Raw genomic sequence first — 13,027 nt, 5'->3', positions numbered from 1 at the left:
TATCAATTGCCACCTATTTTCTCATATTCATGTCAGAAACGTGCGTTTTTCTCCCATTCTCAAGGAATAAGAATGAGCAAGCGCAAAAAAAGATGACCCGCAATGGGGTCATCTTTTTTCGTTCTTTTATTTTTCAAAGCCTTCTGCAACTGCTTCGGGATAGTTTTCTTTGACGATGGTTGCACAATGCCCACAAAGTGTTGGCAGTTGCTCTTCTACACCAACATCTACCCGGACTTGGCGACAACGTTCACATACTTCCCCTTCGGCTTTTTCAACTAAGATCGCCACATCCTCAAATTGATATGCCGCTTCAGGAGCTGCTTCACCGGCTTCTTTGATCGTTAAGAAGTCTGGTGAAATGATCAGCAGTTGTGCAATATCTGAATCGATAGCTTTTAGCAATGCCGCAACTGGCTCAGTTGGATAAACAGTGACTTTCGCTTCAAAGGACTTTCCGATCAATTTTGCATTACGCGCTTCTTCTAATGCTTTTAAGACATTGTCACGGAAATCAAGGAAGGCCCGCCAAAGATCGAGCAGTTCTTCTTGGTTAGCAAATGTATCATAGCCAGGGAACTCCGCTAACTGTACGTATTCCTCTTCTTCTTTCAAGTGTGACCAGATTTCTTCTGCGGTATGCGGAATGATCGGTGTCAATAATTTCGTCAATGCAACCGCTGTTTGATAGAAGACGGTTTGCATGGCGCGACGTTGGAAATCATTTTCAGCTTCGATATAAACGACATCTTTCGCAAAATCCAAATAGAAGGACGACATATCGACTGTCAAGAAGTTGATGACTGTCCGGTAAATATGCAAGAAGTTATATTTTTCATAGCCATCTTCCCGAATCGTTTTGATGGTTTGATTCAAACGAACCATCATGTATTTATCGACAGAACGCAAGTTTTCAAAAGGTACGCTGTCTTTTGCTGGATCAAAATCACTCGTGTTCGCTAATAAGAAACGCATGGTATTGCGAATCTTCCGATAGACTTCTGACACTTGATTCAAGATATCCATAGACACTCGGACATCCGCTTCGTAGTCAACACTGCTGACCCAAAGACGCAAAATATCCGCACCCATTTGATTGATCACTTTTTCTGGTGCAATGGTATTACCAAGAGATTTACTCATCTTGCGACCTTCGCCATCTAAGGTGAAGCCTTGAGACAAGACGGCTTTATATGGTGCGACTTCATTGATCGCAACACTAGTCGTGATACTTGAGTTGAACCACCCACGATATTGGTCAGAACCTTCCAAGTACATGTCAGCTGGGAACGTCAATTCTGGACGTTGACGTAACACGGCTTCGTGAGAAGAACCTGAATCAAACCAAACATCCATGATGTCAGTCTCTTTCGAGAATTTGCCATTTGGTGAGCCCGGATGCGTGAAGCCAGCTGGCAGTAATTCTTCTGCTTCTTTTTCAAACCAAATCGTTGAACCATGTTCAGCAAACAAGTTTGCCACATGCTCGATCGTTTCAGGCGTAATGATGGCTTCGCCGTTTTCTGCATAAAAGATTGGCAACGGAACGCCCCACGCACGTTGACGAGAGATCACCCAGTCGCCGCGGTCGCGAATCATATTGTATAAACGAGTTTTGCCCCATGGAATGATCCAATCTACTTTTTCGATTTCATCCAAAATATTTTGACGGAACTTATCAATAGACGCAAACCATTGTGGTGTTGCCCGATAGATGACTGGTTTTTTCGTCCGCCAATCATGTGGATAGCTGTGAGTAAAGAAGTTTAGTTTTAGTAGGGCTCCTTTTTCTTCTAAAAGCTCAGTGATCATTGGATTGGCTTTGTCAAAAAAGACCCCTTCAAATCCTGGTGCTTCTTCTGTGAAGACCCCACGGCTATCGACTGGTGATAAGACATCTAGACCATATTTTTTGCTGACGATGTAGTCATCTTCCCCGTGTCCTGGTGCAGTGTGGACCAAACCAGTACCGGCATCCAATGTCACATGGTCCCCTAACATCAATAGAGACGTACGATCATAAAAAGGATGTTGTGCCGTCATTTTTTCCAATTGATCGCCAGCCAATTCTTGTAATACTTCGACAGATTCCCAACCGATCTCATTCGTCACGGTTTCTAATAAATCTTTTGCCACGACGAATTTGCGGCCATCGGCCAAGATTTGAACATAGGCAAAGGTTGGATTCACAGAGATTCCTAGATTCGCTGGTAAGGTCCATGGCGTCGTCGTCCAGATAACAAAAGATGTATCTGAATCAAGCAAATCTTTGCCATCTGCTACTGGGAAAGCCACATAGATCGATGGTGATTTCACATCTTTGTATTCGATCTCAGCTTCTGCTAATGATGATTCACTAGATGGTGACCAGTAAATTGGTTTCAATCCTTTGTAGATGTATCCTTTTTCTGCCATTTTTCCGAACACGCGGATTTCTGCTGCTTCATAGTCTGGTGTCAATGTGATATATGGATGATCCCAGTCACCAGAAACGCCTAAACGTTTGAAATCAGCTCTTTGTGTATCCACTTGTGTCAAAGCATATTCTTCACATTTTTTCCGATATTCTGCCAAGCTCATTTCTTTGCGCTTGATTCCTTTATTGGTCAGTACTTGTTCGATCGGCAAACCATGAGTATCCCAACCAGGTACATAAGGTGAACGGAAACCTGACATCGATTTGGAACGTACGATGATGTCTTTACTGATTTTGTTCAATGAGTGTCCAATATGGATGTTTCCATTTGCGTAGGGAGGGCCATCGTGTAAGACAAAGGTTGGCTTGCCTTCATTTAATTCTTGACGACGTTGATACAATTGATTTTCTTCCCATTCTTTTTGCCAATCCACTTCGCGGTTCGGCAAGTTGCCTCGCATTGGAAAAGCGGTTTTTCCAAGATGCAGTGTTTCTTTCATTTTCATTCTTGTTTCGCTCCTTTTCGTCTCTCAACGTTTTGGTATAGTTTCAAAATCCATCGACTCGATCAACCGATTGCTTCTATTGAACCTGTCAAATGGATTGGTTGCCATAAACTCAATGCATTTAGGATTCACTGATTGTTAACAGTTGATCAGCGTGATTCCTAATTTGGTTACTACGCTCCCTACGGTCGCCTAGTACTGTTCATCATCTATTCTGTCTTGCTTCGCAAGCCAATCATAGTGATTCCTAGTACGGTTACTACGCTCCCTGCGGTCGCCTAGTACTGTTCATCATCTGCTCTGTTCCGCTTTGCGGACCAATCGCAGTGATTCACAGCAAAAAACACGTCCGTCCCTGGTAAGGGACGAACGTGTTCGTGGTACCACCCAAATTTTATTGTCGGTTGACAATTCTTTGATGATCGGTAACGGGATCAGGCGTCGTTCTCTACTCGAGTCTTTGAAAAGTCAGCTCTTTCAAGAACGCAACTCACAGATGATCTGATTTCTTACAGGGTTTTATTTGGCTTCCACTCTCCCAAACTCGCTTGAAAAATATAAGAAATTTTTCTGTTCTGTGTCTTAGTTATTATCTGTCTTGTTCAATTCGTCTAATAAGTTTCTCGCATCATCTAATGTTTTCACTTCAGGGCTTTCACTTACATCAACGATTTTTTCATCTGATTCAACAATGTCCACATCAAATGTTTCCACTGCTTCTGAGTTTACTCCAGAACCATTTTCACTGTCAAGTTCTTTTGACAAAACTTCTCTGATCACTTGGTGGGAATCTTGTACATAGCTTGAAAATGGCGCCAAAATTTCTTCCCACTCAGGACTCTTCACTTGTTCTAATTGCGTTTGCAACATAACTAATAAGTTGTTATGGAAGACTCTGGTTTTCTTCTTCAAGTCATTTGTTTCTGTCGCCAATTGACGGGCATTGTCGGTTGCATCCGTCAAAATCTCTTTGGCTTTTTCTTCCGCTGAGGTCATCAAGGCATGCGCATGTTTTTCTGCAGTAGCAACCATTTCATCCGCACGGTTTTGAGCAGAAGTAACGATTACTTCTGATTCTTTGCTTGCGCTTGTTTTTACTTTATCCGCCGTATCTTGAGCCACGATAATGGATTGATTCAAGGCATCTTTCAATTCATTGAAATATTCAAGTTTTTCTTCTGCGTGTTTCAACGATTTTTCTAACTCACGATTGCGTTGAACGGCTTCTTCATAATCACGAACGATCATATCCAAGAAGTCATCGACTTCATCTTGGTTGTAGCCTCTCATTTTTACTGAAAAGTTTTTATTTTGAATGTCTAATGGAGTTAATGCCATATTCTATACACCTCTTTGATTTATTTACGTAATACACCTAATAACAATCTAACTTTTTCTTTTTTCGTGGTTCCTTCTAACCCCTGTATTTGAATCCGACCAAATCCTCTTACCGAAATGATATCCAGTAAATCCAGAACAAAATCTGGTCGTAATGCTTCTGTCCAGTTTACTTTTACTTTTCCTGATTCGATCAACTGTTTCGAACGCTGGCGTGAGATGTTGTATACGGCAGAGATCACTGTATCAAGACGCAATGAGCTAACCGTTTCTCTTTCCTCGGTCCAGCCATCTTTAGGCACGATCAAATCGGTATATCTTGTTTCTTCCAATCGAACGGATACGTTGCCGATTTTATCCACTTGGAGTTGAATAAAATGACTGACTTCAGTGGCAACGAATACTTGCCATATTTCACCATCGGAAAGAATGTCTCCAAAGTATTCCCTCTTGACTCCAGTCCCCATTAATGTGCCTAAAACTTTTCCATGACTCAACACCGTAAATTTTTTCGGGTATTGAATCGTAAATAAAGTCATGTCAAACTCATCGGTGGTGGGCTCATAGTAATCGGGATAAATCAAACAACGTCGTCTCTCAGCAGCTTCATATCCACCAAAAAAGCGGAAACTTAAATCCGTTGATTGACGAATCAAACTTTCTAAGATATACGCTTGTCTCGGATCTAAAAAATCAGTCAAGTAAGGCGCATACTGCATTTGCACTTGTTCGATCCATCCTTGAGCGGAATCAATAAAAGGGCGTTCATCGTTTCGAAAATGTTGATAGACATTTGCGTTCACCGATAACCACCCCTTACGTTAAAATAAAATTGATTGTAGGATCAATATCAATGCTTGTGATGCTAGCTGTAAGACAATAATTGCAAATGCAATCGTAAAATCGATACCAGCAAAACTTAATTTCAATCGATCAAATAAACTCAAATACGGTTCACACACTTTTGCTAAGAAACGGCCAAAAGCGGACTGATACCCTCCTGGAAACCAAGACAAAAGTGCATAGATCACTAATAAAATGGTATACAGATAAACAGCATCACTCAGTAATTTAACGAATCTCAAGAATAAAATTGGCGTTCCTCCTCACTTTAGATATCAAAAAAATTGGTATCTGCTAATGTTTGGGCAGTGCCTTCAATTTCCATACCCTTAGGCGTGCAAAGAAAAATTTCATCGCCAACACGCTTGATATCACCATCTTCAGCGTACACTGTTCCTGTTAAAAAATCAACTATTCGACGAGCTTGGTACTCTTCAATTAAATGAAAATTAACAAGTACAGCATCTCCATTGATGACTTGCTTCGCAATCCCCATAGCTTCTGAATAAACGCGTGGTTCTACGATCGTTATTTTTCCAGCCATTTGTGGAGAAGTTTCTTTTGCTTTTGTGTCTTTGACTCTCGTATTAGTTCTTTGTTGCGCCATTGGAACGACTTTTTCTTCCGTCTTAGGCACCGATCTTACTCGTTCAGCCGCCGCTGAGGATTGTTGATAGGCAGCAGTTTGAGGCTGCTGTCTGTATTGATAAGCTTGATTTTGTGGTTGACTTGTTGTATAAGAAGCCGCTTGGCTAGAAGCACGCGTACTCGCTGTTGTTCTAGGGGCGGTAAAAGCTCCTCCTTGGTTCACAGCTGGTTTCGCTGCCGTGCGTGCCGGTTCTTCAGTGGCAAATGTTTCTTCATAATAATCTTCTTCGTCAGTCAATCCAAAAAAATTGGTCAGTTTCTCTTTGAGCGACATCGGTCAACCTCCTTTTTTATTGAAATAATGCTGTTCCTACACGAATAAATGTTGCGCCTTCTTGAATCGCAATGGGAAAGTCATTACTCATTCCCATACTCGTTTCTAAGCAAGGGGCATGTGTAAGATGCAGGTCAGCGATCTGTTGTTGAATCCTTTTTAATTCTTTGAAAATCTGATGCTGCTCGTCTTTGGAAGCAGTGAGCGGGGCCATCGTCATCAATCCAACAACACGAATTTTGTCGAACGAAGCGAGTGCTTCAATAAAAGCCACCACCTCTTCTACGAAAATCCCTTGTTTCGTTGCTTCCTGCGAAACATTCACTTCCACAAAGCAGTTGATCGGATGCTCTGCTCGTTTTTGAATTTCTTGTGCCAGTTTGATTGAATCCAACGCATGGAAAAAATCAATCTCATTTATAACTGATTTTACCTTTCTGCGCTGTAAATTACCAATAAAATGCCAACGGACATCTGGGTAATCAGTTAATGCTGCCTTTTTTTCAAGTAGCTTCTCTACTCGATTTTCTGCACAATCACGCACACCATTTTCTAGAAGTTCTCTTGTCGTTTCTGTATCGACGGATTTTGTCACAGCTGTCAAACAGACCTCACTGGCATTTCTAGAAACAAGAGCACAGGAGTCCTGTATCTCTTGCTGGATCTTGTGCAAGTTCTCAGAAATCATGTGCTCTGCCCCCTAGCGTTTACGACGGAAAAATGGTGGTGTGCTTAATTCGTCGTCATCATTCGAGCGTACTTCATCACGGCTGAAGGTGTCGAATTCTTTCTTTTCTACATTTTCAAATGTGTTTTCTTCTACTTTAGGTCGTACATTTTGTTCTTTACGAATATCCCAATCACCAAAACCATTGCTTTCTTCTGCTTGTGCTGGACGCGCTTGGTCCATATCTAAGGTTGGTTTTTGTGGGATAGAATGAATTTGGCTTTGACTTTGTCTGCTAGAGCGAGACCCACGTTCTTTTTTAGAAGGGTCAATGCCGGTTGCAATGACAGTCACACGGATTTCATCGCCTAAGTCTTCATTGATTGATGTACCTAAAATAATATTTACATCACCTGTTGCCGCATGAGCGACGATATCAGAAGCATCTTGTGCTTCAAATAAAGTCATGTCCAATCCGCCAGTGATGTTCAATAGCACTTGTTCAGCACCATCGATCGATGTTTCTAGCAATGGTGAAGAGATTGCTTTTTTCGTTGCTTCGATCACGCGTTCTTCGCCGCTAGCAACGCCGATTCCCATCAAAGCGGTGCCTTGATTTTCCATCACTGTTTTCACATCAGCGAAGTCTAAGTTGACATAGCCAGGTGCAGTGATCAAGTCTGAGATCCCTTGAACCCCTTGACGCAAGACATTGTCTGCTTCACGGAATGCTTCAAGCATTGGCGTTTTCTTGTCAACAACTTCTAACAAACGGTTGTTTGAGATGATCAATAAGGTATCGACATTCTCTTTTAATTTAGCGATTCCTTCAGCAGCAAAACGGCCGCGTTTTGGTCCTTCAAATGTAAACGGACGAGTAACGACGCCGACTGTCAATGCGCCGATTTCTTTGGCAATTTTAGCTACGATCGGTGCAGCACCGGTCCCGGTTCCGCCACCCATACCAGCGGTAATGAAAATCATATCCGCGCCTTCTAATGATTCACGAATAGAATCTTCACTTTCTTCTGCTGCTTTTTGACCAACTTCTGGTTGTGAACCAGCACCAAGACCACGGGTATATTTAGGGCCTAATTGAATGACTGTTTCTGCTTTTGAATTTTTTAATGCTTGAACGTCAGTGTTGGCTGCAATAAATTCTACGCCTTTGACATTTTCTTCGATCATACGATTTACTGCGTTGCCGCCACCACCGCCGACTCCGATGACTTTGATCACAGCGCCGTCATTGATGTTATTATCAATTGAAAATTCCATAGTTTATCTTCCTCCTGAGAATCGTTTTAGATTATTCAAAGATATTTGAGAAGAAATCTTTTACTCGGTTTGTGATCGACTCACCTTTTTTCTCTTCTTCTGTTTCTTCATAAGTTTCTTCTGGAGCTTCATATTGTTCGTAATGCACTTCTTGTTGTTGAATGGCAACGGGCTGTTGCGCGACTGTTTTTTCACCAGTGATCGCACTTTTGGCAAGCTGATAGACTTCGCTTAAGTTTGCTGAATAGTCAACGATACTGATTACATTGGTGAATACAGGATTTCTAAGTCCCATATGATTAGGAACGTAAAGCTTAACGTTTGTTTCGAATACTTCTTGAGCCAAATCTACGACACCCGGCAGGCTTGCAGCACCACCAGTCAAAATCACGCCACCTGGCAAATCAAGTCCATCAATTTCATCTAAGACTTCTTTTGATTTGGTAAAAATCTGTTCCATACGTGCTTCGATGATTTCTGACAAATAGCGTTCATCGATCTTCACAGGTTCTGATTTCCCAATCACATCCACTGGAAATTCTTCACTAGCGGACGTCCGTTCAGGATACGCATCCCCATAATTGATTTTTAACGCTTCTGCATTGTTGAAGGAGGTATTTAAAACTGTCGAAATGTCTTTTGTGACAAATTCGCCACCCTCTTGGTTCACATGGGTAAATTTCAATTGCTTGTCGTGCATCGCTGATGTCGTCGTTTGGCCGCCGCCGATGTCGATAACGATCGTACCAAAGTCTTTTTCACCATCAGATAAAATCGATTCTGTCAGTGCTAATGGCGTAATGACTACTTCATTAACGATCAGACCAGATTTTTCCACACATTTACGAATGTTGTGAATGATGGTTTTTGGACCTGTATAAACCACACCAAACATCTCTAGGCGAACACCGATCATGCCACGAGGATCTTTGATCCCTTCAAAACCATCCACTGTAAATTCTTGCGGTAAGATAGCAATGATCTGTCTTTCAGGAGGGGTTGAACGTACAAGTGCTGCGGAAGCAACATTGCGGACGTCTTCGTCGGTGATCTCTTTTGATTCACTGTTGACAGCGATCATCCCTTGACAATTTTCCACTTCAAGAAGATTGGCTGGTACACCAACACTTACACTGCGAATTTGAATTCCTGCTTTTTCTTCTGCTTGTCTTACTGCTCTTTGAATGGCTTGTACCGTTTTATCGATATCTACAATGATGCCACGGTTGATTCCTTCTGATTTTGCATTTCCTACACCAATGATATTCATTTGGCTGTCAACGTATTCGGCTACTACAACTTTTACAGATGTCGTACCGATATCAAGGCCAACATACATTCCCGTTTTTGCCATGGATGGGGTTCCCTCCTACTTAAATTGGATATATAGCGAACCATCACAGTCCGTTTTTAGAGTTCATTCGAATAATTTGTTCACTGTTACCAATTCTACCATATAATGGCGCTTTTTAGAAACAAGTTAATGAAAAAAACTCTTGAATTTTTCCTAAGAATCACTATCAGCTGTTTGATTTTCGTCTGCATCGTCTTCTTGTGTATTTGAAATTGGATAAGTAAAGATCCCAACTTCCATATCCACAATACTGTCCTCGGTCAAATCTTTGGCAATTTGCGGATAATACTGCATTTGACTCACCATATTTGAGATATTGACAATCACTTGATTGCCATCATTCATAAAGAGAGTTAACAGTTCATCATTGCTGTCACGGGGGGTGTATTTGATTTGAGAAATGCCATCTCGAATTTCTGAACTTAATTCTTGATAGGCACTGAGTGTCGCCTTGATTTTGTCTTCAGCCGAAAAATTTTCTAAAACCGGCAATCCTTCCTCTGGCTGCTCACTGATATCATCCAAAACAGCGCCATTTTCCAAAACTGGTGCATAGCCGCCATCTTTGGCTAATAAAGCCACTTCCTGGAATTCAGTGACAGTGATATCAAAACGATTAATACCAGATAAAGAAATAGAAGCATTTTTTATGCGCGGCAATTCTTTTTTGATTGCTGCTACTCTCTGATTCCGTTCAAAAAATTGCGGCCACATCTCTTCATTGACGGCTAGGTCAGAATTTTTGAGAATCGCTTCTGCGGATACTTCTTGATTGCCTTTGACCACCACATTAGCCAAACGACTAAGCGGCGAAACAAAATACAAAACAATCAGCAAAGGAATCATCAGTAAACCGATAATCAGCGCTAAACGGCGAATCAATACTTGATTGCGGTACGCCTTTAGATTAGGTAGCCGGTCAGCAAAGGAGCGAGCCTTTTTTTCTGGCTCAGGCAGCTCTTCTTTCCCAGCGTCGGTTTCTTCTATCGCTTGTTCTGCTTCAAAAAGTGCTTCTTCTGCCAACTCCTCTTCATCTTCATGCGCTTCTTTCATGTCTTCTGTTTCTTCAGAAGCGGGTGAAGACCAAGCTGGCTGATTGCCTTTTTCTTGCAAATATTTTAGATTTTCTTTTTGCCAAGGGGTCAACTCTTCCGTTGACGAGGGGGTTTGATCATCATGAGGTGTTTTGTCTTTACTAATGATAATCGCTCCTTTCTATCCCACACATTGTACTATTTGATTACCTCTTGCACAAGTCGAAATAATCGTTCTGAGGCATCGCTGATCCCTTGTTCTTTTGAGGCTTTGGCCATCTTACTACGAAGGGCTTCATCTTGCATGATACTATCTACTGCTTCCACGAGGTTTTGGCTGTTTAGTTCATGATCGGCAATCATTTTGACTGCTCCTGCATTAGCTAAACTTTGGGCGTTCTTTGTTTGGTGGTCATTAGTCACATAAGGGCTAGGAATCAGAATTGCTGGAATCCCTAATGCCGTAAATTCGGCAATCGATGTGGCACCTGCTCGTCCAATCAACAAATCACTATTTGCCATCACTTCTGCCATTTGATCGATATAGGGACGAATACTGATATTAGGGAAAGCATCTTTTGACATCCCGATTTTTTCTTCGATCTCTTTGTAATACCTTTCGCCAGATGCATAAAGTAACTGATACTCTTTTTGAGCAAAAAGCGGCAGCGCATCAATGATCGCTTGGTTGATTTTCAGAGCTCCTTGACTCCCACCAAAAACCAAAACCGTTTTTTTCGCCGGATTTAAATCGTAAGAAGACAAAATCGTCGACTTTTGACTATTCCGTACTTCTTGCCCCCTGGGATTGCCCACAAGCACCGTTTTCTTCGCTGGAAAGTATTGAGAAGCATCGTGAAAAGCAATGGCGATTTTATCCACATACTTGGTTAGAAACTTATTGGTGATTCCAGGAACACTATTTTGTTCATGAATAATGGTAGGTATTTTCAACTTCGCTGCAGCAAAGACCACGGCGCCAGAAACATAGCCGCCGGTGCCAATCACCACATCCGGTTGAAACTCCTTGATGATTTTCTTTGCTGCATAATAGCTTTTCATGAAAAGCTGGATCGTTTTTACGTTATCAAAAGACAGCTTACGCTTAAAGCCTTGGATCTCTAACGTTTTAAAAGGAATACCTGTTGGAGGGACGATTTTATTCTCTAAGCCCCTTGTTGCACCAATGTATAAAAATTCGGCTGTCGGGTCAATCTCTTTTACGTAATCGACAAAAGACAACGCTGGATAGATGTGGCCGCCAGTACCGCCGCCAGTCACAAGTATTTTCATGTCCTTCACTCATTTCTATTTAAGTTCTGCTACTGCCGCCATAAATTTGTCGCCGCGAACTTCAAAATTAGGGTATTGATCCCAACTTGCATTCGCCGGTGACAATAGAATCGTATCTCCAGCAGCACTTAAAGAAAAGGCAACTGGGACGGCTGTTTCAACATTGTCTGTCATTTCAATCGTTTTTACGCCAGCTGCTTGAGCGGCTGAGGCTAATTTTTCTTTTGTTTCTCCAAACACTACGATAGCTTTGAGTCCTTTTAGTGCTGGAACCAACTCATCAAAACTGTTGCCACGGTCCAAGCCGCCTGCCAATAAGACCAATTTCTCATTGTCAAAACCGCCTAAGGCCATTTCTGTTGCTAAGATGTTGGTTGCTTTGGAATCATTGAAAAATTTCACCTGATTGATGGTGGTGACATACTGGGTCCGATGAGGTACCCCAGTGAAGGTTTGCAACGCTTGTTTGATTGCTTCGTTTGGCATATTGCAAAGTTTTCCAACAGCGATCGCCGCTAAGGCATTTTCAATATTGTGTGCCCCTGGTACGCCAAGTTCCTCCGCTGCCATAATTGCTTCTTCTTTATAGTAGAGCATCCCATCAAGCATATATGCTCCTGCTACTTTTTCCTTGGTGGAAAAAGGAATGATTTTCGCCTTTGATTTGGCCGACAGTGCTTCTAGTTCCGGTTGGTTCCAGTTGATCACTAAATAATCGTCAGCGGTCATTCGTTGTTGCAAGCGCCATTTTGCTAAGACATATTCCGGGCGACTACCATGGTAATCGATATGGGCTTCATATATATTCGTGATGACAGCGATTTTCGGCCGTAAGGTATCGATTCCCATCAATTGGAAACTTGAAAGCTCCATCACCAAGCGATCTTCAGGCTTAGCTGTTTGAGCAACGGAACTTGCAGGAAACCCGATATTTCCAGAAAGCAATGCCTGTCCTTTTTCCATTCCAGCATTCAAGACATTGGCGATCATAGTCGTTGTGGTGGTTTTTCCATTCGTACCAGTAATACCGATAATCGGCGCTTCAGAGATTTGATACGCTAGTTCCACTTCCGTGATCACAGGAATTTTTTTCTCTAAAGCTTTTTGAACAAGAGGTTGTGAATAGGGGATCCCTGGATTTTTAACGACTAGCGAAAATCCTTCATCCAATAATTCAATCGGGTGGCTGCCAGTGATCACTTTGACCCCTAAAGCCAAAAGATCTTGTGCTTCTGGATTTTCAGCAAATGGCTTTCCGTCATTAACGGTCACAAGTGCGCCCAAATCATGTAACAATTTGGCCGCACTGAATCCACTACGCGCTAATCCTAGCACAAGAACTTTTTTATTTTGATATGTTGTAATTTTTTTCATTT

The 13,027-nt window shown here is 41.9% G+C and carries 11 protein-coding genes; all 11 read right to left on the bottom strand.

Translation table 11 applies throughout. The features are described 5' to 3' along the window. Window positions 1-126: 126 nt before the first annotated feature. The 11 genes from ileS to murD all read right to left on the bottom strand — a co-directional run bounded on the left by ileS (window position 127) and on the right by murD (window position 13,025). Complete coding sequence (gene ileS / locus IGK63_RS04290; RefSeq protein WP_275626290.1) at window positions 127-2,922, bottom strand: isoleucine--tRNA ligase; 2,796 nt, start codon at window positions 2,920-2,922, stop codon at window positions 127-129. A gap of 582 nt (window positions 2,923-3,504) precedes the next feature. Beyond that, window positions 3,505-4,260, bottom strand: coding sequence for a DivIVA domain-containing protein (locus tag IGK63_RS04285; protein ID WP_005237274.1), 756 nt, complete (start codon window positions 4,258-4,260; stop codon window positions 3,505-3,507). A gap of 20 nt (window positions 4,261-4,280) precedes the next feature. Next, a complete protein-coding gene (locus tag IGK63_RS04280; RefSeq protein WP_086372687.1) occupies window positions 4,281-5,063 on the bottom strand; it encodes an RNA-binding protein in 783 nt (260 codons plus the stop codon). Window positions 5,064-5,081: 18 nt separating this feature from the next. Further along, on the bottom strand, window positions 5,082-5,345 hold the full coding sequence (locus IGK63_RS04275) for a YggT family protein (RefSeq protein WP_005228822.1): 264 nt from the start codon (window positions 5,343-5,345) through the stop codon (window positions 5,082-5,084). Window positions 5,346-5,371: 26 nt separating this feature from the next. Continuing rightward, window positions 5,372-6,025, bottom strand: a complete 654-nt coding sequence (locus tag IGK63_RS04270; RefSeq protein ID WP_005237276.1) for a cell division protein SepF — start codon at window positions 6,023-6,025, stop codon at window positions 5,372-5,374. Between the two features lie 16 nt (window positions 6,026-6,041). Further along, on the bottom strand, window positions 6,042-6,713 hold the full coding sequence (locus IGK63_RS04265) for a YggS family pyridoxal phosphate-dependent enzyme (protein ID WP_008377340.1): 672 nt from the start codon (window positions 6,711-6,713) through the stop codon (window positions 6,042-6,044). A gap of 12 nt (window positions 6,714-6,725) precedes the next feature. After that, window positions 6,726-7,970, bottom strand: a complete 1,245-nt coding sequence (gene ftsZ / locus IGK63_RS04260) for a cell division protein FtsZ (RefSeq protein ID WP_005237278.1) — start codon at window positions 7,968-7,970, stop codon at window positions 6,726-6,728. 31 nt (window positions 7,971-8,001) lie between these two features. After that, window positions 8,002-9,324 carry a cell division protein FtsA gene (gene ftsA, locus IGK63_RS04255; RefSeq protein ID WP_005237279.1) on the bottom strand — a complete coding sequence of 441 codons (1,323 nt, stop codon included), beginning with the start codon at window positions 9,322-9,324 and terminating at the stop codon, window positions 8,002-8,004. 153 nt (window positions 9,325-9,477) lie between these two features. Beyond that, window positions 9,478-10,470 carry a cell division protein FtsQ/DivIB gene (locus tag IGK63_RS04250; protein ID WP_275626291.1) on the bottom strand — a complete coding sequence of 331 codons (993 nt, stop codon included), beginning with the start codon at window positions 10,468-10,470 and terminating at the stop codon, window positions 9,478-9,480. 86 nt (window positions 10,471-10,556) lie between these two features. Then, window positions 10,557-11,651, bottom strand: a complete 1,095-nt coding sequence (murG, locus tag IGK63_RS04245; RefSeq protein ID WP_005237281.1) for an undecaprenyldiphospho-muramoylpentapeptide beta-N-acetylglucosaminyltransferase — start codon at window positions 11,649-11,651, stop codon at window positions 10,557-10,559. Between the two features lie 15 nt (window positions 11,652-11,666). Then, window positions 11,667-13,025 carry a UDP-N-acetylmuramoyl-L-alanine--D-glutamate ligase gene (gene murD / locus IGK63_RS04240; RefSeq protein ID WP_005237282.1) on the bottom strand — a complete coding sequence of 453 codons (1,359 nt, stop codon included), beginning with the start codon at window positions 13,023-13,025 and terminating at the stop codon, window positions 11,667-11,669. Between the last annotated feature and the right edge of the window lie 2 nt (window positions 13,026-13,027).

It is taken from the genome of Enterococcus sp. AZ040, assembly GCF_050499185.1.
Lineage (GTDB): Bacteria > Bacillota > Bacilli > Lactobacillales > Enterococcaceae > Enterococcus_D > Enterococcus_D entomosocium.
This window is presented reverse-complemented; position numbering and strand designations above follow the sequence as displayed.